This window comes from Brachybacterium sp. J153, from assembly GCF_036311905.1.
Taxonomy (GTDB): domain Bacteria; phylum Actinomycetota; class Actinomycetes; order Actinomycetales; family Dermabacteraceae; genus Brachybacterium.
Genome location: NZ_JAZDCH010000021.1, coordinates 68,525 through 89,475 on the forward strand (window position 1 = coordinate 68,525; position 20,951 = coordinate 89,475).

The 20,951-nt window shown below is 72.0% G+C and carries 21 protein-coding genes; 7 read left to right on the top strand and 14 right to left on the bottom strand.

The window, feature by feature from the left end; translation table 11 throughout:
* Positions 1–62 precede the first annotated feature (62 nt).
* Both nrdR and V1258_RS10305 read right to left on the bottom strand, forming a co-directional pair.
* Positions 63–521, bottom strand: coding sequence for a transcriptional regulator NrdR (gene nrdR, locus V1258_RS10300; RefSeq protein ID WP_329749587.1), 459 nt, complete (start codon positions 519–521; stop codon positions 63–65).
* Between the two features lie 28 nt (positions 522–549).
* Positions 550–966, bottom strand: coding sequence for a peptidoglycan-binding protein LysM (locus tag V1258_RS10305; protein WP_329749589.1), 417 nt, complete (start codon positions 964–966; stop codon positions 550–552).
* A gap of 175 nt (positions 967–1,141) precedes the next feature.
* Here V1258_RS10305 and lexA point away from each other — a divergent pair, with 175 nt between their 5' ends.
* Positions 1,142–1,837, top strand: a complete 696-nt coding sequence (gene lexA / locus V1258_RS10310) for a transcriptional repressor LexA (RefSeq protein ID WP_329749590.1) — start codon at positions 1,142–1,144, stop codon at positions 1,835–1,837.
* A gap of 76 nt (positions 1,838–1,913) precedes the next feature.
* On the opposite strand, the gene V1258_RS10315 is transcribed toward lexA, so the two are convergent.
* Together V1258_RS10315 and hflX are read right to left on the bottom strand one after the other, a co-directional pair.
* Complete coding sequence (locus V1258_RS10315) at positions 1,914–3,950, bottom strand: ATP-dependent DNA helicase (protein WP_329749592.1); 2,037 nt, start codon at positions 3,948–3,950, stop codon at positions 1,914–1,916.
* Positions 3,951–3,985: 35 nt separating this feature from the next.
* Positions 3,986–5,587, bottom strand: a complete 1,602-nt coding sequence (gene hflX / locus V1258_RS10320) for a GTPase HflX (protein ID WP_329749593.1) — start codon at positions 5,585–5,587, stop codon at positions 3,986–3,988.
* Between the two features lie 156 nt (positions 5,588–5,743).
* Between hflX and V1258_RS10325 the strand changes: the two genes are divergently transcribed.
* The gene (locus V1258_RS10325) at positions 5,744–6,358 is read left to right on the top strand and encodes a class I SAM-dependent methyltransferase (RefSeq protein WP_329749595.1); all 615 of its coding nucleotides are present in this window, start codon (positions 5,744–5,746) and stop codon (positions 6,356–6,358) included.
* Positions 6,359–6,387: 29 nt separating this feature from the next.
* Here the strand turns inward: V1258_RS10325 and dapF are convergent, their stop codons facing one another.
* Together dapF and miaA are read right to left on the bottom strand one after the other, a co-directional pair.
* A complete protein-coding gene (gene dapF, locus V1258_RS10330; RefSeq protein ID WP_329749596.1) occupies positions 6,388–7,245 on the bottom strand; it encodes a diaminopimelate epimerase in 858 nt (285 codons plus the stop codon).
* A gap of 9 nt (positions 7,246–7,254) precedes the next feature.
* Positions 7,255–8,217 (bottom strand): tRNA (adenosine(37)-N6)-dimethylallyltransferase MiaA, encoded by a 963-nt coding sequence (gene miaA, locus V1258_RS10335; protein ID WP_329749597.1) that lies wholly within the window; start codon positions 8,215–8,217, stop codon positions 7,255–7,257.
* A gap of 199 nt (positions 8,218–8,416) precedes the next feature.
* On the opposite strand from miaA, the gene V1258_RS10340 reads away from it, so the two are divergent.
* The gene (locus V1258_RS10340; protein WP_329749599.1) at positions 8,417–8,902 is read left to right on the top strand and encodes a YbjN domain-containing protein; all 486 of its coding nucleotides are present in this window, start codon (positions 8,417–8,419) and stop codon (positions 8,900–8,902) included.
* Between the two features lie 109 nt (positions 8,903–9,011).
* Here V1258_RS10340 and miaB read toward each other — a convergent pair whose 3' ends face one another.
* Positions 9,012–10,622 carry a tRNA (N6-isopentenyl adenosine(37)-C2)-methylthiotransferase MiaB gene (gene miaB, locus V1258_RS10345; RefSeq protein WP_329749600.1) on the bottom strand — a complete coding sequence of 537 codons (1,611 nt, stop codon included), beginning with the start codon at positions 10,620–10,622 and terminating at the stop codon, positions 9,012–9,014.
* Positions 10,623–10,781: 159 nt separating this feature from the next.
* Here miaB and V1258_RS10350 point away from each other — a divergent pair, with 159 nt between their 5' ends.
* From V1258_RS10350 to V1258_RS10365, 4 genes are all read left to right on the top strand, one after another.
* A complete protein-coding gene (locus tag V1258_RS10350) occupies positions 10,782–11,564 on the top strand; it encodes an amino acid ABC transporter ATP-binding protein (protein WP_329749601.1) in 783 nt (260 codons plus the stop codon).
* Between the two features lie 32 nt (positions 11,565–11,596).
* Positions 11,597–12,484 carry a glutamate ABC transporter substrate-binding protein gene (locus V1258_RS10355; RefSeq protein ID WP_329749603.1) on the top strand — a complete coding sequence of 296 codons (888 nt, stop codon included), beginning with the start codon at positions 11,597–11,599 and terminating at the stop codon, positions 12,482–12,484.
* A gap of 68 nt (positions 12,485–12,552) precedes the next feature.
* The gene (locus tag V1258_RS10360; protein WP_329749604.1) at positions 12,553–13,200 is read left to right on the top strand and encodes an amino acid ABC transporter permease; all 648 of its coding nucleotides are present in this window, start codon (positions 12,553–12,555) and stop codon (positions 13,198–13,200) included.
* The gene (locus V1258_RS10365; protein WP_329749605.1) at positions 13,197–14,063 is read left to right on the top strand and encodes an amino acid ABC transporter permease; all 867 of its coding nucleotides are present in this window, start codon (positions 13,197–13,199) and stop codon (positions 14,061–14,063) included. The genes V1258_RS10360 and V1258_RS10365 overlap by 4 nt, the downstream gene beginning before the upstream one ends.
* 27 nt (positions 14,064–14,090) lie before the next feature.
* On the opposite strand, the gene V1258_RS10370 is transcribed toward V1258_RS10365, so the two are convergent.
* The 7 genes from V1258_RS10370 to V1258_RS10400 form a co-directional block, all read right to left on the bottom strand.
* Complete coding sequence (locus V1258_RS10370) at positions 14,091–14,744, bottom strand: regulatory protein RecX (RefSeq protein WP_329749607.1); 654 nt, start codon at positions 14,742–14,744, stop codon at positions 14,091–14,093.
* 2 nt (positions 14,745–14,746) lie between these two features.
* Complete coding sequence (recA, locus tag V1258_RS10375; protein ID WP_329744771.1) at positions 14,747–15,850, bottom strand: recombinase RecA; 1,104 nt, start codon at positions 15,848–15,850, stop codon at positions 14,747–14,749.
* Positions 15,851–16,085: 235 nt separating this feature from the next.
* Positions 16,086–16,310, bottom strand: a complete 225-nt coding sequence (locus V1258_RS10380; protein WP_329749608.1) for a DUF3046 domain-containing protein — start codon at positions 16,308–16,310, stop codon at positions 16,086–16,088.
* Position 16,311: 1 nt separating this feature from the next.
* Complete coding sequence (locus tag V1258_RS10385) at positions 16,312–16,617, bottom strand: helix-turn-helix domain-containing protein (RefSeq protein WP_329745082.1); 306 nt, start codon at positions 16,615–16,617, stop codon at positions 16,312–16,314.
* Between the two features lie 274 nt (positions 16,618–16,891).
* On the bottom strand, positions 16,892–17,356 hold the full coding sequence (locus V1258_RS10390) for a CinA family protein (RefSeq protein WP_329749610.1): 465 nt from the start codon (positions 17,354–17,356) through the stop codon (positions 16,892–16,894).
* Positions 17,357–17,385: 29 nt separating this feature from the next.
* Positions 17,386–17,979, bottom strand: a complete 594-nt coding sequence (pgsA, locus tag V1258_RS10395; RefSeq protein WP_329749612.1) for a CDP-diacylglycerol--glycerol-3-phosphate 3-phosphatidyltransferase — start codon at positions 17,977–17,979, stop codon at positions 17,386–17,388.
* Between the two features lie 65 nt (positions 17,980–18,044).
* Positions 18,045–20,807, bottom strand: coding sequence for a DNA translocase FtsK 4TM domain-containing protein (locus V1258_RS10400; RefSeq protein ID WP_442878612.1), 2,763 nt, complete (start codon positions 20,805–20,807; stop codon positions 18,045–18,047).
* Between the last annotated feature and the right edge of the window lie 144 nt (positions 20,808–20,951).

Sequence of the window (20,951 nt, forward strand, 5' to 3'; positions counted from 1 at the left end):
GTCCAGCTGGTGCGGAGCGGGTGCCGAGCCCGTCGCGACCCCGAGCGGCGGCTGGAGGCGGGTCAGCCGACGGCGCCGGCCTCGGCGCGCAGCCGCTCGATCGCGGCCTCGAAGTCCTCGAGGGACTCGAAGTCCTGGTACACGCTCGCGAAGCGCAGATAGGCGACGACGTCGAGCTCCTGCAGGGGCTGCAGGATCGCGAGCCCGACATGGTGGGCGTCGATCTCGGCGACGCCGCTCGAGCGGATGTCCTCCTCGACGCGCTGGGCGAGCATGGCCAGCTGATCGTCGGTGACGGGACGGCCCTGGCAAGCCTTCCGCACGCCGGAGATCACCTTCGCGCGGCTGAACGGCTCGCTCACCCCTGAGCGTTTCTGCACCGAGAGCGAGGCGGTCTCGGAGGTGGAGAAGCGTCGCGAGCAGTTGGGGCACTGGCGTCGACGCCGGATGGTCGCGCCATCGTCGGACGTGCGCGAGTCCACGACACGCGAGTCGGGATGTCGGCAGAACGGGCAGTGCATCCGCCCAGGATACCGATCCCGCCGGGGGTCAGCGATCGAGCGGTGCTTCCGCCGAGCCCGCGACGGGCAGCACGATCTCCTGTCCCGCGGTGAGGCGGCCGGTGGGCAGCGAGTTCAGCGTGCGCACCTCCGCGATGTACGCCTCCGGCAAGGTGCCTTCGGGGGCATACTCCTCGGCGTACTCCCAGAGGGTGTCCCCGGCCTCGACGGTGACCGTCACCCGATCCTGCGGCTCGGCGCCTGCGAGCGCCGCCGGCACGTCGAGGACGAGGAGGGCGATGCCGGCCACGAGCAGGCCGAGGAGGAAGGCGAGGGCGACGGCGAGGCGGCGGCCGCGCCGGGTCGCCTCGAGTCGAACGCCCGCTCGAGCAGGGGCCGTGCGCGTGGTGCGCTCGACCTTCGTGGTCGGGCGGAAGGGAAGGACCGTGGCCGACTGGGTGCTCATATCCGAACTCCTGTTCGATCGAATGTCTGTGCGACTGTAGCCCGATCCGGCCGCGACACGCAAGAGGAATCTCGAACACCTGTTTGGAATCCGCTCCGTGCCCGCCTACTGTGGACTGCGAGGACTACGGAACCGCGAGGGTCCGACAGACGACGCGAGCCAGGAGGCCCGAGAGATGATCCCGACCGCCGATCAGCCCATCCCCTCGCGCGGCGACGCCGCGGGCGACGAGGCCACGGCGGGCCTGACCCGTCGCCAGCGGCTCGTCCTCGAGATGATCCAGTCCGCGATCGCCGCGCACGGATACCCGCCCACCATGCGCGAGATCGGTGACGCCGTCGGGCTGACCTCCTCGTCCTCGGTCTCGCATCAGCTGCAGGCCCTCGAACGCAAGGGCTTCCTGCGCCGCGATCCGAAGCGCCCCCGCGCGATGGAGGTGGTGATGCCGCAGGAGGACGACGCCCCCGCGCCCACCCCCGCCCCGGAGATCGGCTCCGCCTCGGTCTCGGTCCCGCTCGTGGGACGCATCGCCGCGGGCATCCCCATCACCGCGGAGGAGCAGGTCGAGGACGTCTTCACGCTGCCGGAGCGGCTCGTGGGCGGCGGTGAGCTGTTCCTGCTGCAGGTGGTCGGCGACTCGATGGTGGACGCCGCGATCTGCGATGGCGACTGGGTGGTCGTGCGCAGTCAGCAGTCCGCCGAGAAGGGCGAGATCGTCGCCGCCATGATCGACGGCGAGGCGACGGTCAAGACCCTCGTCATGCGGGACGACCACGTCTGGCTCATGCCGCACAACCCGGCCTTCGCCCCGATCCTCGGCGACCATGCCGAGATCCTCGGCAAGGTCGTCGCGGTCCTGCGCGCGGTCTGAGCCTCCCCCGCTCTCCGCGTCAGTGCGCCCCGGCGAGAGGGCGGCGGGGCGCCAGAGCCCTCGGAGGGGTGAGTCCTCAGCCCGCGTCGGCGAGCCGCCGCAGTGCCCCGAGGGCCACCTGGGGATCGGTCGTCGGCCAGAGCGGGGGCATCGCCTCCCGCAGGAACCCGCCGTAGCGCGCCGTGGACAGGCGGGGATCGAGCACCGCGACCATTCCCCGGTCCTCCACCGTGCGGATCAGTCGTCCAGCACCCTGAGCCAGCAGCAGTGCCGCGTGCTGGGCGGAGACCGCCATGAAGCCGTTCCCGCCGCGCTGGGCGATGCGCTCCTGCCGTGCCGACGCGAGCGGATCGTCGGGCCGCGGGAAGGGGATGCGGTCGATGGTGACCAGTCGCAGCGAGCGCCCCGTCACGTCGACCCCCTGCCAGAGCGTGAGGGTCCCGAAGAGCGAGGAGTCCTCGTCCTCGCGGAAGTGGCGCACGAGGTTCGCCATCGAGTCCTCCCCCTGCACCTCGATCCGCAGGTCCAGACGGGCGCGGACGTGCTCGGCAGCGAGCTCGGCGCCCCGTCGCGAGGAGAACAGGCACAGTGCCCCGCCGCGGGAGGCCTCCACCAGCTCGGTGAGGTGGTCGAGCATCGCGGCCTGGGGCCCCTCCCGCCCGGGGGGCGGAAGATGGCGGGCGGTGTACAGGATCCCCTGGCGCGGGTAGTCGAAGGGACTGCCGACATCGAGCGCCGCCCACGCCCCGGCGTCGCGCGCCGGGGGGATCGCGGCGGGGTCGAGACGGGCCGCGCGCGCGAGGCCCACCTCTCCGGCGGGCGGCTCGAAGCGGCCGCCGAGGGCGAGGGTCGCCGAGGCCAGGATCGCGGTGCGATCCTCGAGGATCGCCGAGCGCATCGCGAGCGCAACGCTGAGCGGGGCGACCTGGAGGCTGGATCGCCCCGTCACGGGGGAGTGCGAGACGGAGACGACATCGTCCTCGCCGGGCGAGCCGAGCCGCTCGCACACGTCGATGATCTCCTGCAGGGTCGCCCGTACCGTCTTGCGCGTGCCCGCGGTGCTGGCCCCCGCCTCCTCCCCCGCATCCTTCGCGTCGGAGTGCGCGGTGCGCGCCTCGATGCGCACCTGGGTCACGGCGTCGCCGAGCCGCTCGGGCAGGTCGCCGATCACCCTCCCGTCGGACACGAGGGCGAGCGCCTCGCGGAGCTCCTCTCCTGCATCGTCGAGGGCGGTCGCCGCGACGCCGAGCGAGCGCAGATCGCGCACGGTGCCGCGCACCATGCCCGGGGTGAGCACCTCGGTGACCGCCCCGGTGACGCGGCTGGTCAGCTCATGGGCCTCGTCGAACACGACCACGTCGTGCTCGGGGATGATCCCGTGACGGTCGAAGGCGTCGATCGCGAGCAGCGCGTGGTTGGTGACGACCACGTCGACCTCGCGGGCGATCTCGCGGCTGCGCTCGGCGAAGCAGGAGGTGACCACCGGGCAGGTCTGCCCCAGGCACTGGTTGCCGAGCACCGAGACCTGTCGCCAGGCCCGGTCGGAGACCGCGGAGTCGAGGCTGTCGCGGTCCCCGGTCTCCGTCTCCTCCGCCCAGGCGCGCAGTCGGCGCACCTGGTCGCCGAGACGCTCCGAGCCACCGGTGGCGGAGTCCCCGCCCGCCGCGGCCCCGGAGAAGAGGGCACCCGGATCCTCGACCGGATAGCCGCCGTCGATCTTGTGCCGGCACAGGTAGTTCCCGCGCCCCTTGAGGAGCGCGAAGGTCGGGGTGCGCGGGAGATGCGGCGCGAGGGCCTCGACCAGACGGGGCAGGTCCTTGCGCACGATCTGGGTCTGCAGCGCGATGGTCGCTGTCGAGATGACCACCGGCCGACCGCTCACGAGCGCATGGCGCAGCGCCGGGACCAGGTAGGCGAGGGACTTGCCGGTGCCGGTCCCGGCCTGGACCAGGAGGTGGCGGCCGCCCGACATGGCGGTGTCCACCGCCTCGGCCATCGCCTGCTGACCCGGTCGCGGGGACCCGCCGATCGCGCCGACCGCCGCGTCCAGGAGGGTGGACAGGTCGATCCCGGCGGCTCCGGGAGCGGCCTCGGGGTGGGTGGCGGTGGTCATCGGATCAGGGTATCCGCGCGGCCACCGCCGCCCCGTCAGGCCGCGCCGTGGAGCTCTGCGGCGAGCGCCTCATCGACCCGCGCGTGCAGTCGGGTGCCGTCCATCAGGTGCTCCTCGGCGAGGACCTCGCCGGTGGAGTGGACCCGCGAGACCAGGTCGCCCCGGGAGTAGGGCACGACCAGGTCGACCTCGACGGCCGGGCGGGGCAGTCGCTCGGCGATCAGCTCGCGCAGCTCCTCGAGGCCCATGCCGGTGCGGGCGGAGACCACTGCCGAGTCGCCCACCTGGCTGCGCAGGCGAGCGATCGTCTCGGGCTCGGCGATGTCCGCCTTGTTGAGCACGATCACCTCGGGGACGTCGAAGCCGTCGATCTCCCCGAGCACGGTGCGGACCGCGCGGATCTGCCCTTCCGGGTCCGGATGGGAGGCGTCGACGACATGCAGCAGCAGGTCCGCGTCGGCGACCTCCTCGAGCGTCGAGCGGAACGCCTCGACCAGCTGCGTGGGCAGATGGCGCACGAAGCCGACGGTGTCCGCGTAGGTGAACTCGCGGCCGTCCGGGGTGGTGGCCCGGCGCACCGTCGGGTCGAGAGTCGCGAAGAGAGCGTTCTCGACCAGCACACCGGCGCTCGTGAGGCGGTTCAGGAGCGAGGACTTCCCGGCGTTGGTGTATCCGGCGATCGCGACCGACGGCACCTGATGACGCTTGCGATCCGCGCGCTGGGCGTCGCGCCCCGGCGTCATCGCCTTGATCTCGCGGCGCAGCTTGGCCATGCGGTCGCGGATCCGTCGACGGTCCAGCTCGATCTTGGTCTCACCGGGACCGCGCGAGCCCATGCCCGCACCGCCCGCGGCGACACGGCCGCCGGCCTGACGGGACATCGACTCGCCCCAGCCGCGCAGCCGCGGCAGGAGGTACTCGAGCTGCGCCAGCTCGACCTGGGCCTTGCCCTCGCGGGACTTCGCGTGCTGCGCGAAGATGTCGAGGATCAGGGCGGTGCGATCGACGACCTTGACCTTGACGATGTCCTCGAGGGCACGCCGCTGGCTGGGCCCGAGCTCGCCGTCGGCGATCACGGTGTCGGCGCCGGTCGCGGCGACGATGTCCGCGAGCTCGGCGGCCTTGCCCTTGCCGAGAAAGGTCGCCGGGTCGGGATGGGCACGGCGCTGGAGGACGCCGTCGAGCACCTCGGAGCCGGCGGTCTCGGCGAGGGCGGCGAGCTCGCGCAGGCTGACTTCGGCCTCCTCGATGTTGCCGCTCGTGTAGAGGCCGGCGAGGACCACGCGCTCGAGGCGCAGCTGGCGGTACTCGACCTCGGTGATGTCCTCGAGCTCGGTGGAGAGGCCGGCCACACGGCGCAGGGCCTGGCGGTCGGCGAGGTCGAGCTGGTCGCCGTCGGACTCCGAGGCGTAGGTGACCGAGGAGACGGAGGCGTCGCCGCGGGCGAGGATGCGCTCGGTGAGCGGATCGCGGCGCCGAGCGGGAGCGGAGGGCTCGGGGGTCCCAGCGGCGCGGTGCTGCTCCTGGTCGGAGCTCGCTCCGTGCTCGTCCCGGGCGGGTGCGGGGGTGCCGGCCTCTCCCGTGTCGGCTCCCTCGACAGCGGCGTCGGCAGGGTCGGGATGGAAGGCGATGGGCACGATCGGCGAACTCCTCGGGAGCGGGGGCTGTGGTCGCCCGGCGGCGGGAGGTCCCGGCCGCGGGATCGTCCCAGAATCCCACGCCGACGGGAGGGGGTCGAGGGATTTTGCCCTCGGCGCATCCCGGATCACGCGGAGGATCCGTATCCTGCCCGGGTGACCGAGCATTACTTCTCCGCCTCGACCGGGACCTCCGACCGCCGTTTCCCGCTGCGCGTGCGGCTCGCGGGCCAGGACCTGGACCTGGTCTCGAGCGCCTCGGTGTTCTCGGGGCACGGGCTGGACAAGGCCACGGCGGTGCTGCTGGACCGGCTGGACGAGATCGCCGAGCCGCCGGCGGGGGCGCGGATCCTCGACCTCGGCTGCGGCTGGGGTCCGATCGCCCTGACCGCCGCGCTGCGGGATCCCTCGGCCGAGGTGTGGGCGATCGACGTCAGCGAGCGCGCCCGGGAGCTGACGGCGGAGAACGCCCGCCGCAGCGGCGCCGCGAACCTCGTCGTCGCAGCGCCCGAGGACGTCCCCGAGGAGCTGCGCTTCGACGCGATCTGGTCCAACCCCCCGATCCGCATCGGCAAGGAGGCGCTGCACGCCCTGCTGCTGCAGTGGACGGCTCGGCTCTCGCCGGAGGGCACCGCGGCGCTCGTGGTCGGGAAGAACCTCGGCGCCGACCCGCTCGCCCGCTGGCTCGGGGAGCAGCTCCCCGAGCGGGAGGTCCGGAAGGTCGCGAGCGCGAAGGGCTTCCGGGTGCTCGAGGTGGGCCCCTCCGTCTGAGCTGGCTGAGGTACCTGAGCTGCGTGAGATCAGGGCCTCGGCAGCAGCGTTCCGTCGGCGACGAGCTCGGCCGCCCCGGTGAGCAGCACCTCGCCGTCGGCCCCCCAGCTCACCTCGAGGCGTCCCCCGGGGACGTCGACGATCCACGGTCGGGCGTCGGTGTCCCGCGCGCGCAGAGCGCTCGCGACGGCGACCGCCGCGACGCCGGTGCCGCATGAGCGGGTCTCCCCCACTCCGCGCTCGTGGACACGCATCGCCACGTGGTGATCGCCGCGCTCGGCGACCAGCTCGATGTTCGCCCCGTCAGCCGGTTCGGGATCGAGCGCCGGGCGGCGGGTGAGGTCGAGGTCCTCGAGCGCGAGACCCGCGGGGAGGAAGGCGACGGCGTGGGGGTTGCCCATGTCGACGTCGAGCACGTCGAGACGGTGCCCGGCGATCTCGACGGTGCGTCCGCTGCGCTCGCTGCGGCTGCGTCCCATGCCGACGCGGACCCTCCACACGGCGGGGTCGCCGGCCGCGGGACGGGAGAGCACCTCGATGGTGCGCACCCCGGCGCGGGTCCAGATCGGGAAGGAGTCCTCCTGCACGTGCCCGGCGCGCTGCAGGTGCGCGGCGAACACCCGCACTCCGTTGCCGCACATCTCGGCGAGGGAGCCGTCGCCGTTGCGGTAGTCCATGAACCACTCGGGGGCGTCGGCGGGGGCGTCGATCCCCGCGTGCCGGGTCCGCACCGCGCGGATCACGCCGTCCCCGCCGATGCCCGCCCGGCGATCGGCGAGCGCGGCGACCGCGGCGGCGTCGAGCGCGAGCTCCCCGTCCGGGTCGTCGAGGATCACGAAGTCGTTCTCGGTACCGTGTCCCTTGGTGAAGCGCAGCGGTTCGGTCATGGGCGAAGCCTAAGCCGCGGGGCCCTCCGGCGCCGTGACCGGGGTCGCGAGGACCCGGAGCGCCTGCTCGAGGACGGAGCCGCTGCCGCCGGCCGGATCCGCGTCGATCCAGCGCACCCGCGTATCGCGACGGAACCAGGTGTCCTGCTTGCGGACCAGCCGTCGGGTCCCGACCACCGTGGCCTCGATCGCCTCGGCGCAGGTGAGGGTGCCGTCGAGCACGGCGAGCCCCTGCTCGTAGCCGATGGCCCGGCGCGCGGTGAGGCCGCGATCCAGTCCCTGCTCGCGCAGGGCGCGGATCTCCCCGAGCAGACCGGCCTCGACCATGCGCCCGACCCGCCGGGCGATGCGGTCGTGGAGGGTGGCGCGCTCGGTGCGCAGCCCGATCTGCACCGTCTCCGGTACGGCGTAGTCGGGGCGGGGCAGGAAGGCGCTGAACGGGCGGCCGGTGAGCCGCCCCACTTCGAGGGCGCGGACGATCCGCCGCGCATCGCCGGATCCGATCATCGCCGCCGCCTCGGGGTCGGTGGCCAGGAGCTCCGCGTGCAGGGCGGCGGTGCCCTCGGTCGCCGTGCGCGCCTCGAGAGCGGCGCGCACCGCGGGGTCCGTCGGGGGGAACTCGATCCGGTCCAGCACCGCGCGCACGTACAGCCCCGAGCCGCCGACGAGGATCGGGACGCGGCCGCGGTCCCGGATCGCGGCGATCTCGGCGCGCGCAGCGTCCCGGTACACGGAGACGCTCGCCTCCTCGGTGACGTCGAGGACGTCGAGGAGGTGGTGGGGCACGCCGCGCCGCTCGGCGAGGGTCACCTTGGCGGTGCCGATGTCCATACCGCGGTAGAGCTGCAGCGCATCGGCGTTGACCACCTCTCCGTCGAGATGCTCCGCGAGCGCGATCGCGAGATCGGACTTCCCGGTCGCCGTCGCGCCGACCACCGCGAGCAGCGGGGCGACGGGGACGGGTTCGGGCATGCCCGCACTGTACTCGGGGACCCCGTCCGGAGCCGGGCCGGCCGCATCGAGCCGGGCCGGGCTTCCCGAGCCCGTGCGCCGCAGGGTCAGCGGGATCACCCTCGGCTCCCCTGGCATTCCCATGACGCGGGAGTATGGTGAGGGCCGGCCCGACCGCCTGGTCGGTGCCCTCGAATCCCGCGACATCCCGAGGTTGGACGTGACCGCACCGAACGAGTCCCCCACGACGACGGACTCGGCCGACGCACTGGCCCCCCTGTCCCTGCAGCGGATCGGCGAGCGCCTCTCCCTGCAGGGGTACGCCTTCGTCGAGGACGAGGAGCACCCCGACATCCTGCGGGCCCGCTTCGACGACTACCGCTTCCAGTTCATGCTCTCCGGCGAGGACCACGGCATCCTCCAGACCCGCGGCCGCTGGAGCCACTCGGTGGACATCTCCCGCAAGGTGGGGATGATCAAGCTCTGCAACGAGTGGAACATGAACCGCATCTGGCCCAAGGTGTACGTGCGCCGCGAGTCCGAGGGCCTGCTCGGCGTGTACGGCGAGCTCGCCGCGGACTTCCGCGCCGGAGCCCTCGACTCCCAGATCGACACCGCGATCCGCTGCGGCCTCTCGACCGTGATCGCCTTCTTCCACAGCCTCGAGGAGCGGCTCGGCGCCGAGCTCGAGGAGCTCGACTGCTGAGCTCCCCGCGAGCCGGTCCCGAGGGGACCATGTCCACCAGGACCATCGACGGGCCCGTCCTCCGCTGCGGAGGGCGGGCCCGTCGGCGTCCGGCGGGACGGCCGGCGGCTCAGCGCCGACGCAGGCTCGGCATCCCCAGGGTGACGGGCCCGGAGACGGCCGGGGCGCCGGTGCCGCAGGAGGAGCCGGCATCGAGACCGGTCACCCCCGCCTCCCAGGCGTCGCCGGAGCGGGTGCGGCGGATCGAGAACTGCTCGGGGGCGAGGCCGGCGAGCGGGGCCTCCCGGGCGCTGTCGGCCAGCAGGTAGTGCGGTGCCGCGTGGGTGACGGTCGCGGTGACCAGATCGCCAGGACGGGGCCTCGCGAATTCCTCGAGGTCGCCCGGCAGCGAGAAGTGCACGAGGCGGTGATCGCGGGAGCGGCCGGAGAGACGGTGCGTCTCGGCGTCGCGATCGCCCTCCCCCTCAGCGACCAGGATCTCGACGGTGCGGCCGGCGATCTTCTGGTTCTCCTCGTGGGTGATGCGGTCCTGGAGGGCGACGAGACGCTCGAAGCGCTCCTGCACGACCTCCTTGGGGATCTGGTCCGCCATCGTCGCGGCGGGGGTGCCGGGGCGGATCGAGTACTGGAAGGTGAAGGCGCTCGCGAAGCGAGAGGCCTCGACCACCTCGAGGGTGCGCTGGAAGTCGTCCTCGGTCTCGCCCGGGAAGCCGACGATGATGTCGGTGGTGATCGCGGCCTCGGGGATGCGGTCCCGCACCCGGTCGAGGATGCCGAGGAACTTCTTCCCCCGATAGGAGCGCTTCATGCGTCGCAGCACGTCATCGGAGCCGGACTGCAGCGGCATGTGCAGCTGCGGCATGACGTTCGCGGTCTCCGCCATCGCGTCGATCACGTCGTCGGTGAACATCGCGGGGTGCGGGGAGGTGAAGCGCACCCGCTCGAGCCCGTCGATGTCGCCGCACGCGCGCAGGAGCTTCGCGAAGGCGCCGCGGTCACCGAACTCGACGCCGTAGGAGTTCACGTTCTGCCCCAGCAGGGTCACCTCGATCGCTCCCTGGTCGACCACGTCGCGGATCTCCGCGAGGATGTCGCCGGGGCGGCGGTCCTTCTCCTTGCCGCGCAGCGCCGGGACGATGCAGAAGGTGCAGGTGTTGTTGCAGCCCACCGAGATCGACACCCACGCCGCATAGGACGACTCGCGGCGGGTGGGCAGGGTCGAGGGGAAGACGTCGAGCGACTCGAGGATCTCGACCTGCGCCTCGGCGTTGTGCCGGGCGCGGTCCAGCAGCACGGGCAGCGAGCCGATGTTGTGGGTGCCGAAGACGACGTCGACCCAGGGGGCGCGCTCGACGATCGTCGAGCGGTCCTTCTGCGCGAGGCAGCCGCCGACGGCGATCTGCATGCCGGGGTTCGCGTCCTTCGCGGGACGCAGCGCCCCGAGGTTGCCGTACAGCTTGTTGTCCGCGTTCTCCCGCACGGCACAGGTGTTGAAGACGACCACGTCGACCTCGCCGCGGCGGGCATCGGCGTCGGCGGGGGCGGCGGTGAAGCCGGCCTCCTCGAGCAGGCCGGTGAGGCGCTCGGAGTCGTGGACGTTCATCTGGCAGCCGAAAGTGCGCACCTGATAGGTACCTCGGGCGCTGGGCGCGGCGGGGTCGAGGTGGTCGGCAGGGGACGCGACGGCAGCGGGGGACGTGGTGGCGGCGGGGGTCGTCATGGTGCCTCCAGGGTACGGCGCGAGGTGCCGACGGGAGGGGCCGAGGCACGCCGCCGCGGACGGATCGGCGGCATCTCACGTCGCGGCGGCGAGGTCACGCTTGGGTGACGGTCCGCTGTTCAGCCCGCGGCTCCGGGCGACCTGGCCTACCTTTCCCCTATGACCCAGACCACTTCTGCTCGTCCGCCTGCCGACGGGCGGGCCTCGCAGCCCCTCGTCCAGCTCACCGGGGTGCAGAAGCACTTCGGGGACCTGCACGTGCTCGCGGACATCGAGCTCGAGGTCGCCCCGGGCGAGGTGGTGGTGGTGCTCGGTCCCTCCGGCTCGGGCAAGTCCACGCTGTGCCGCACGATCAACCGCCTCGAGACGATCGACGAGGGAGAGATCCGGATCGACGGCGAGCTGCTGCCGACCTCCGGTGCGGGATTGGCCCGACTGCGGTCCGAGGTGGGCATGGTGTTCCAGTCCTTCAACCTCTTCGCCCACAAGACGGTGCTGCAGAACGTGACCGTCGCCCCGATCAAGGTCAAGGGCGTCCCCCGCCGGCAGGCCGAAGAGGAGGGCATGGCCCTGCTCGAGCGCGTGGGCGTGGCGAACCAGGCCGACAAGCTGCCTGCGCAGCTCTCGGGCGGGCAGCAGCAGCGCGTCGCGATCGCCCGCTCGCTGGCCATGAAGCCCAAGGTGATGCTCTTCGACGAGCCGACCTCCGCCCTCGACCCGGAGATGATCAGCGAGGTCATCGAGGTGATGACCGACCTGGCGAAGGACGGCATGACCATGATCGTGGTCACCCATGAGATGGGCTTCGCCCGGCGCACCGCGGACCGCGTGGTGTTCATGGACTCCGGCCGCATCGTCGAGGTGCGCAGCCCGGAGGACTTCTTCTCCGCCCCCGAGACCGATCGCGCCAAGGACTTCCTCGGCAAGATCCTCCACCACTGACCCCGCTCCACCCGACTACCCAGGAGAGCATGATGACCAGCCCGCTGAACCGCCGCCTCTTCCTCACCGCCTCGCTCGGCACCGCCGCCGCAGCCACCCTTGCCGCCTGTGGCGGGAGCGGCGGCGATGAGCCCGAGGTCGCCGAGGTCGACACCGCCGACTTCCCCGAGGGCTCCACCATGGCGGCCCTCGCCGAGGCCGGAGCGATCACCATCGGCACCAAGTTCGACCAGCCCCTGTTCGGCCAGGCCGGCCCCGACGGCACCCCCGTCGGCTTCGACGTCGAGATCGGCAAGATCGTCGCCGGCGCCCTCGGCATCTCCCCCGACAACATCACCTGGACGGAGACCGTCTCCGCCAACCGCGAGCCCTTCATCGAGAACGGTCAGGTCGACCTCGTCGTGGCGACCTACACCATCAACGACACCCGCAAGGAGGTCATCGACTTCGCGGGCCCGTACTACGTCGCAGGACAGGCGCTGATGGTGCTGATCGACAACGAGGACATCACCGGCGAGGACTCCCTGGCCGGCAAGAAGGTCGCCTCGGTCGAGGGCTCCACCCCTGCGCAGTACATCCTCGACAACCACCCCGATGCCGAGCTGCAGACCTTCGACACCTACTCGAACTGCGTCACGGCCCTCATCAACGGCCAGGTCGACGTGGTCACCACCGACAACGTGATCCTCGCGGGCTTCGTCGCCGCGGACGAGGAGAACCTGAAGCTCGTGGGCGACGGCGAGACCTTCACCCAAGAGCCCTACGGCATCGGCCTCGCCAAGGGCGACGACGACTTCCGCACCTTCATCAACGACACCCTCGAGGCGGCTTACGAGGACGGCGCCTGGGCGGAGGCCTGGGAGGCCACGGCCGGGACCGTGCTGCCCACCCCGGAGCCGCCGGCCGTGGACCGCTACTGATCCGCTGATCCGCCCTCCTCCGTCGGGCCGGCTCCAGGAGTCGGCCCGACGCCCTGCCTGGAGCCGCCATGGACACCTTCCTCATCGAGCGCGACATGCTGTGGGACGCCTTCAGCACCACGCTCACGCTCGCCGCGCTCTCCGGCGTGATCGCCCTCGTGCTGGGCACGCTCATCGCGGCGTTGCGGGTCTCCCCGTACCTGCCGCTGCGCTCCGTCGCCACGGCGTACACCGAGTTCCTGCGAAACACTCCGCTGACGATCGTGTTCTTCTTCTACGTGTTCGTCACGCCGTCGATCGGGTTCACGTTCAGCTACCGCGTCGCGGCGGTGATCGCGCTGAGCTGCTACACCTCCGCCTTCGTGGCGGAGGCGGTGCGCTCGGGCATCAACTCGGTCGCCGTGGGGCAGGCCGAGGCGGCGAGGTCGCTGGGGATGTCCTTCCGGCAGAACCTGTTCATCGTGGTCCTCCCCCAGGCGTTCCGCACCGCGATCCCCCCGCTGATCAGCGTGTTCATCGCTCTCGTGAAGAACACCTCGGTGGCCGGCGCCTTCAGCGTCTTCGAGCTGTTCGCCATGTCGCGGCGACTCACGAACGTCTACTCGGCGGACGTCATCGCGATCCTCATCGGGGTGGCGCTGTGCTATCTGATCATCTGCATCCCGCTCGGCCAGCTCGCCGGGCATCTCGAGCGGAAGGTGGCGTTCGCCCGATGAGCAGCGGACCTGTCCTCTACGACGTCGCCGGCCCCGAAGAGAAGCGGCGGGAACGGCTGATCTCCTTCGTGCTCGGCGGCGTGCTCCTCGCGGCAGCGGCGACGGTGGCCGTGCTGCTCGCCCGCAACGGCGCGTTCAACGACCGCTGGCTGGTGCTGGTGGACGTGCCCATGAACTTCGCGGGCTACGAGACCCGTCACGTGTGGCTCGCCGTGGCCCGGGGCCTCGGCAACACGCTCCTGGCCGCGGTGATCGCCCTGCCCCTGGCGGCGCTGCTGGCCGTGCTGCTGGTGTCCCTGCGCTCCTCGCCGATCGCTCCGGTGCGCTGGCTGGTCACCGGGGTGATCGAGGTGTTCCGCGGTCTCCCGGTGGTGCTGGTGATGTTCTTCGGCATCCTCGTGCTCCCCGGGGCGACCCAGCTCTTCGCGGTCGTGTTCGGGCTGGTGCTATACAACGCGGCGGTGTTCGCCGAGATCCTGCGCGCCGGGATCACGGCGCTCCCGAAGGGCCAGACGGAGGCGGCCGAGTCCCTGGGCATGGGCCCCTTCCTCACGTACCGCGATGTGCAGCTGCCGCAGGCGGTGCGCATGATGCTCCCCTCGCTGATCGCGCAGGGCGTCGTGTTGGTGAAGGACTCCTCGCTCGGGTACATCGTCGGCTACGCGGAATTGCTGCGCAGCGTCTCCCGCGTCGCCGATGCCCTGACCAACGCCGAGTACCTGCTGCCGCTGCTGACCGTCGGCGCCGCCGTGTACATCACGCTGAACATCTCGCTGTCCCGGGTGGCGGTGTGGGTGCAGCGGCGCAGCAGCTTCGCGCGGCGGGCCCCGGCCCGGGTCGCGGGCGCCCCGCCGCTCCCCTGAGCGCGGCACTGACCGGTTCCTCGCCGCTCAGGAGCGCGCGGCCTCCCGCAGCTCGGAGGAGATGACCTGCACCGCGAGGTCGCCCGGATAGCCCTTGCGGGTGAGGAGGGCATCGAGACGGCGGGAGAGCCGCCGGCGGTGGGCGCCGTCCCGCTCCGCGCGCAGCCGCCGACGGTCCGTCTCGGCGATGCGGGAGCGCACCAGCTCGCGGCAGCGCTCCTCCTCATCATCCGCCCCGGCGGCAAGAGCCGCCTCGATGTGCGCCGGGGAGACCCGCTTGCGCTCGAGCTCACGGCGCAGTGCCTCGTCGCCGAGGGCGCGCAGCTCGCGCCGCTGCCGCACCCACTCCGCGGCGAAGGCCGCATCGTCGAGCAGCCCGGCACGGTCGATGCGAGCGATCACCTCATGGACGAGGGCGCCGGGCACCTCCCGCTCCCCGAGCCGCTGCCGCATCTCCCCCTCGGACCGGCGGCGCGTGGAGAGCAGGCGCAGGAGATAGCGGCACTCGCGGACCACGACCTTCTCCTGCTCGGCCCGCTCAGGGTCGGGTTCCGCGCGGGGGCGCTCGAGGATGTCCCGGGTGCGGGCCTCGAGGCGAGCGCGGAGATGACTGTCCGGGTCGGATGCGGCGACGCCGACGCCCGTGCGGGCGCCGGCATCACCGGGGACCTGCTGCACCACGATCAGATGGTCGCGGGGACGTCCTCGTCGAGGAACTCGTCCTCGCCGAGCGCCTCGGGCGCTGCCTCCGCCTCCGGGGCGGCCTGCTCCGCGGCGTACTTGCCGACGCCGAGGGTGCGCAGGATCTTCTCCTCGATCTCCGCGGCGAGGTCCACGTTGTCCTTGAGGAACTGGCGGGCGTTCTCCTTGCCCTGGCCCAGCTGATCCCCCTCGTAGGTGAACCAGGCACCGGACTTGCGCACCACACCGTGCTCGACGCCGAGGTCGATCAGACCGCCCTCGCGCGAGATGCCCTCGCCGTAGAGGATGTCGAACTCGGCCTGCTTGAAGGGCGGGGCCATCTTGTTCTTGACGACCTTGACGCGGGTGCGGTTGCCGACCGCGTCCGTACCGGTCTTGAGGGTCTCGATGCGGCGGATGTCCATCCGCACCGAGGCGTAGAACTTCAGCGCCTTGCCGCCGGTGGTGGTCTCCGGGCTGCCGAAGAACACGCCGATCTTCTCGCGCAGCTGGTTGATGAAGATCGCGGTGGTGCCGGAGGCGGAGAGCGCACCGGTGAGCTTGCGCAGCGCCTGCGACATGAGGCGGGCCTGGAGGCCGACATGGGAGTCGCCCATCTCGCCCTCGATCTCGGCCTTGGGCACGAGTGCGGCGACGGAGTCGATGACCACGATGTCCAGGGCACCCGAGCGGATCAGCATGTCCGCGATCTCGAGGGCCTGCTCGCCGGTGTCCGGCTGGGAGACGAGGAGGGCGTCGGTGTCCACGCCGAGCTTCTTGGCGTACTCCGGGTCCAGGGCGTGCTCGGCGTCGATGAAGGCGGCGATGCCGCCGTTGCGCTGGGCGCTGGCCACCGCGTGCAGGGCGACGGTGGTCTTCCCGGAGGACTCCGGGCCGTAGATCTCGACGATGCGGCCGCGGGGCAGACCGCCGATGCCGAGCGCGGCGTCCAGCGCGACAGACCCGGTGGGGATGACCTCGACCGGCGGGCGGGTGTCATCCCCGAGCCGCATGATCGATCCCTTGCCGAACTGGCGGTCGATCTGGGCGAGGGCGCTCTCGAGAGAGGAGCCGCGATCCTTCGCGGCGGACTTCGGTGCGGGCATGAGCTGCGTTCCTTCCAGGGGGCCGGGGGTGCCGACGTCTTGACCTTGCGGCCACACTAGGCGCGGCCCCCGACACGCGAGTCCCTCCTGCGGCCGCTGTGGATGGCGCGGCATTGGGGAGGAACGGCGGAATCGGTCGGTGGTGCCGGGGAGACCGTCGAGTCCGAGTGTACCGAACAGACGTTCGAACGCGGAACTTCGGCTCGGCGTGTCTCGACTTCTCTCAGTGCACCGCTCAGCGGCGGCGCTGCGCGTCCGGGATCTCCCAGCGACGGGACTCGGGCACGTCCATCGCATCGCACAGCGCGGTCCACACCGCACGCACGGCGACCCCGCGCTCGAGGGCCTGCTCGGCGGTCAGGCCGCCGGCCGCCTCGAGCACGAGGTCGCGGGTGTAGGTGCTCGCGAGAGCTGGTCCGAAGACGTGCTCGGCGAGCTCCGTGAACTCGCTGCGGCGCACCTCAGCGCGCGCCGACCAGCGGGCCGGTGCCGTCGACCAGGCCCTCGGGCACGGTGTCGGGGATCGTCACGTGCTCCTGCACGGCGATGCGGTCGGACACCTCGCGCAGGACGAAGGACAGCGGAAGACCGAGGGCGTCGGTCACGGAGACCAGCAGCTCGCTCGACGCTTCCTTCTGGCCTCGCTCGATCTCGCTGAGGTACCCCAGGGACACACGGGCGTCGGAGGACACCTGCCGCAGCGTGCGCCCCTGAGAGCGACGGGCGTCGCGCAGGACGTCGCCGAGCTCCTGACGGAACAGGACCATGGCCTTGCCTCCCTTCCTCTCGTTGAACGGGTGGTGCACCTCGGAGGTGCGGTGCGGAGTCATCATCACGGACAGCACAACGCACCGGGGGGCCGAAGTGTTCCCCAGAGTGTAGTGGCCGGTGCCGACACACGCCTGTGAGATGTGCATCGCGAGAAGAGGCCCCGGGAACAGCACCGGACCCGGTCCCGGAGGACGCTCAGGAGACCGACGAGAAGACGGACGAGAAGACGGACCGGGACCCTGCCCGTCGGCCGCCCTCCCTCGCCCGCGCTCAGTCGCGGAGGACGTCGAGCGCCGCGGCGAGCTCGGCGATCGCCGCGTCGACGGTCGCGGCGCGGAGGGCGACGCGATCACCCTCGAGGTGCAGGACGCGGGTGCGGGTGGGCAGGCCGCGCCGGGCGAGGCCGAGGACGACCGTGCCGGCGGGGACGCCCCGCGCATCCGGGCCCGGTCCCGCGACCCCGGTGGTGGAGACGGCGAGGTCCGCGTCGTAGAGGGCCAGGGCCCCGTCGGCCATCGCCGCGGCGACCTCCGCGGTGACCGCCCCGGTCCGCTCGAGCAGGTCCTGGTCCACGCCCAGCACCCGCTGCTTCGCCGTGTACGAGTAGCAGGCGGCGCCCCCGGCGACCGCGGCGGAGGCACCCGGGACGTCCACCAGGCGGGCCACGACGGCCCCCGCGGTGAGCGACTCGGCGGTCGCGAGCATCAGCCCCGCTGCGCGCGCGGCGTCGATCACGACCCGGGGATCGACCGGTGCCGACCCTGTCACCGCGCGCCGCCGGCGAGCGCCTCGCGGCGCAGGCGCAGACCGTCCTTGAGGTTGACGAGCCCGGACCACACGGTGAGCACCACGGCGAGCAGCACGAGCGACCAGCCGATCCAGCGAGCCGGGGACCACCACAGCTCGAGAGGCAGCAGGCAGAAGGTGATCGCGATGGTCTGCACCATGGTCTTCGCCTTGCCGGCCAGGTTGGCGGGCAGGGCCCCGTACTTGAGGATCGTGAAGCGCATGATCGTGATGCCGAACTCGCGCACGAGGATCAGGATCGTCATCCACCACGGGATGTACTCCCACACCGAGAGCATCACGAAGGCCGCGCCGGTCATCGCCTTGTCGGCGATCGGGTCCACGATCTTGCCGAAGTCGGTGATCAAGTTCCGGCTGCGGGCGAGGTGCCCGTCGAGGAAGTCGGTGATCATCGCGAGGACGAACACCGCGGTGATCACCAGGCGCCCGCCGACGGAGTCCGCGTAGAGCACCGCGAGCACGACGAACAGGGGCACCATCGCGCAGCGCACCATGGTGAGGATGTTCGCGATGTTCCACAGCGGGACGGGGTCCGTGCGGTCGGTGGTCATGGCTGCTCCGGGATCTGCGAGGCGGGCGGTGGGGTGGAGCCGGGACGGCTCGGGGACGGGGGCGCTCAGCGGCCGGTGAGGCTCCAGGCGTCCTCGCTGTCGGCATCCTCGCTGTCGTCGTCGTAGTAGTCGACGGCGGGCTCGGAGCCGTCGTCCTCGAGCGGATCGGAGCCGTAGCGGTCCTCTCCCCCGTCGGTCGCGGCGGGGGAGGCCGCCGGGGCCGGCGGCTCCTCCCCGCGGATGCGCGCGATCGCCTCGCCGAGATCGTCGGGGTGGACGAGCACGTCGCGAGCCTTGGACCCCTCGGAGGGGCCGACGATCTCGCGGGACTCGAGCAGGTCCATCAGGCGCCCGGCCTTCGCGAAGCCGACGCGCAGCTTGCGCTGCAGCATCGAGGTCGACCCGAACTGCGTGGTGACCACCAGCTCCGCGGCCTGCAGCAGCACCTCGAGGTCGTCGCCGATGTCGTCGTCGATCTGCTTGGCGGCGGCGACGACCGCGACGTCCTCGCGGTAGTTGGGCTTCATCTGCGTCTTGACGTGGTCGACGACCTTGTGGATCTCCGACTCGTTGACCCACGCCACCTGGACGCGCAGCGGCTTCGCCTTGCCCATCGGATGGAACAGCGCATCGCCCTGACCGATCAGCTTCTCGGCGCCCGGGGAGTCGAGGATGACGCGGGAGTCCTGCAGGGAGGAGGTCGCGAAGGCGAGGCGGCTGGGCACGTTCGCCTTGATGATGCCGGTGACGACGTCGACCGAGGGCCGCTGCGTCGCCAGGATCAGGTGGATGCCGGCGGCGCGGGCGAGCTGCGTGATGCGCTGGATCGAGGCCTCGACGTCGCGGGGGGCGACCATCATCAGGTCGGCGAGCTCGTCGACGACCACCAGCAGGTACGGGTAGGGGGCGAGGCGGCGCTCGCTGCCCGCGGGCACCTGCACCTCCCCGGCCCGGACGGCCTTGTTGAAGTCGTCGATGTGCTTGAACCCGAAGGCGGCGAGGTCGTCGTAGCGGGCGTCCATCTCCTTGACGACCCACTCGAGCGCCTCGGCGGCCTTCTTGGGGTTGGTGATGATCGGGGTGATCAGGTGCGGGATGCCCTCGTAGATGGTGAGCTCGACGCGCTTGGGGTCGACCAGCACCATGCGCACCTCCTCGGGGGTGGCGCGCATCAGGACCGAGGTGATCATCGCGTTGACCAGGCTCGACTTGCCGGAACCGGTGGCGCCCGCGACCAGCATGTGCGGCATCTTGGCGAGGTTCGCGACGACGTACCCGCCCTCCACGTCCTTGCCCACACCCATCACCATGGGGTGCTCGTTGCGGCGGGCCACCTGGCTGCGCAGCACGTCGCCGAGCGCGACGGTCTCACGGTCGGCGTTCGGGATCTCGATGCCGATGGCCTTCTTGCCCGGGATGGGCGAGAGGATGCGCACGTCCGAGCTGGCCACGGCATAGGAGATGTTCTTGTCCAGGGCCGTGACCTTCTCGACCTTGGTGCCGGGCGCCAGCTCGACCTCGTACCGGGTGACCGTCGGCCCGCGGGTGAAGCCGACGACCTCCGCATTGACGTTGAACTGCTCGAAGACCTCCTCGAGCGCGTGGACCACGCGATCGTTGGCCTCGGAGCGCGTGCGGTGCGGCGGACCCTCAAGCAGGAACGAGGACTCGGGGAGGGTGTAGACGATGTCCCCGGCGAGCTCGAGCTGCTCGCCCGCGCGGGGCAGGTCGCCCATCGGCGGGTGCACCAGCTCCGGCTCCTCCTCCGCCGCGGCAGCGGCCGCGGCGGCAGCACGGGAGGCGGCCGCCGGGGACTTCTCGGCGCGGGTGGACGCCGGCTTCGCGGCGGCCGACGGCAGCGCCGCGGTCGCGTCCTCCGCACCGCGGGCACCGCCCGCGGGGAAGGACTTCGCCCGCTGGTTCTCGTCCTCGATCACGTCGAAGACCTTGTCGGCATCGGCGGGGGCGCCGCGGCGGGCGCTTCCACGACGGGCCTTCTTCCCGCCGGCGGCGGCCTCGGGGGTGCCCTCCTCGGAGATCCCCTGCTCGAAGGCTTCGTCCCCGACGTAGCCGAAGGCCTCATGGTCCCTCGCGGCGGCCTCCTCGGCGGCCTTCTCCTTGCGGGTGCGGCGGCGGGACCGGGCCGTGGGCTGGACCGTCGTGTCCTGCTCGTGGAGGGCCGGATCGACGCGGCGGGGGCGCAGCCCGAAGGCGGCCCGCTCGGCCTCCTCCTCATCGCTGCGGCCGACGAGCACGTCGTAGACGCCCCGCAGACGGGCGGGGATCGACTCGATCGGGGTCGCGGTGAGGACCAGCACGCCGAAGGCGATGAGCGCCGCGTGGATGACCACCACGGCGACCGGCGGCAGCAAGGCGGCCAGCGGCGCCGCGGCGAGATAGCCGAGCACGCCGCCCCCGCGGGCGAGGGCGTCGATCCCGTCGGCCGGGGCGGGGAAGCGCGCCGAGACCGTCGCGATCGCGGAGATCGCGACCAGCAGGATGGTGATCGCGAAGGCGATGCGGGTATTGGCGCGCACCTGGTCCGGGCGGCGGAACATGCGCAGCGACCAGCCGGCGGCCAGCAGCGGGATCACCATCGAGGAGATGCCGAAGGTGCCGGCGACCACGGTGTGCACGGCCCCGAGGACGGGCCCGGCGGACTGCCACCACTCGACCACGGCGACGAGCACCGCGACGAGCATCAGCAGCAGGGCGTAGCCGTCACGCCGCTGCTCGGGAGCCACCTCCCAGCGGGCCACGCCGATCGAGCGGACCAGGCCACCGACCATGCGGGCGATCGCGAGATAGCCGGAGCGCACAGCGCGCACCGGCAGCGGGAGCGTCGACGGGTCGTGGGCCGTGGCCGCGACGGTCCGCGAGGAACCGGCGGACGAGGTCCGGGACGAGCCTTTCGACGCACGTGCGGGGGAAGACGTACGTGTCGCCATGCCTGACAGGGTACCGCCGGACCC

What these genes read in the sequence shown, in the direction of transcription:
- nrdR (WP_329749587.1), bottom strand. Translation starts at nt 521, where the DNA reads ATGCACTGCCCGTTCTGCCGACATCCCGACTCGCGTGTCGTGGACTCG.
- V1258_RS10305 (WP_329749589.1), bottom strand. Translation starts at nt 966, where the DNA reads ATGAGCACCCAGTCGGCCACGGTCCTTCCCTTCCGCCCGACCACGAAG.
- lexA (WP_329749590.1), top strand. Translation starts at nt 1,142, where the DNA reads ATGATCCCGACCGCCGATCAGCCCATCCCCTCGCGCGGCGACGCCGCG.
- V1258_RS10315 (WP_329749592.1), bottom strand. Translation starts at nt 3,950, where the DNA reads ATGACCACCGCCACCCACCCCGAGGCCGCTCCCGGAGCCGCCGGGATC.
- dapF (WP_329749596.1), bottom strand. Translation starts at nt 7,245, where the DNA reads ATGACCGAACCGCTGCGCTTCACCAAGGGACACGGTACCGAGAACGAC.
- miaA (WP_329749597.1), bottom strand. Translation starts at nt 8,217, where the DNA reads ATGCCCGAACCCGTCCCCGTCGCCCCGCTGCTCGCGGTGGTCGGCGCG.
- miaB (WP_329749600.1), bottom strand. Translation starts at nt 10,622, where the DNA reads ATGACGACCCCCGCCGCCACCACGTCCCCCGCTGCCGTCGCGTCCCCT.
- V1258_RS10350 (WP_329749601.1), top strand. Translation starts at nt 10,782, where the DNA reads ATGACCCAGACCACTTCTGCTCGTCCGCCTGCCGACGGGCGGGCCTCG.
- V1258_RS10355 (WP_329749603.1), top strand. Translation starts at nt 11,597, where the DNA reads ATGACCAGCCCGCTGAACCGCCGCCTCTTCCTCACCGCCTCGCTCGGC.
- V1258_RS10360 (WP_329749604.1), top strand. Translation starts at nt 12,553, where the DNA reads ATGGACACCTTCCTCATCGAGCGCGACATGCTGTGGGACGCCTTCAGC.
- V1258_RS10365 (WP_329749605.1), top strand. Translation starts at nt 13,197, where the DNA reads ATGAGCAGCGGACCTGTCCTCTACGACGTCGCCGGCCCCGAAGAGAAG.
- recA (WP_329744771.1), bottom strand. Translation starts at nt 15,850, where the DNA reads ATGCCCGCACCGAAGTCCGCCGCGAAGGATCGCGGCTCCTCTCTCGAG.
- V1258_RS10385 (WP_329745082.1), bottom strand. Translation starts at nt 16,617, where the DNA reads ATGGTCCTGTTCCGTCAGGAGCTCGGCGACGTCCTGCGCGACGCCCGT.
- pgsA (WP_329749612.1), bottom strand. Translation starts at nt 17,979, where the DNA reads ATGACCACCGACCGCACGGACCCCGTCCCGCTGTGGAACATCGCGAAC.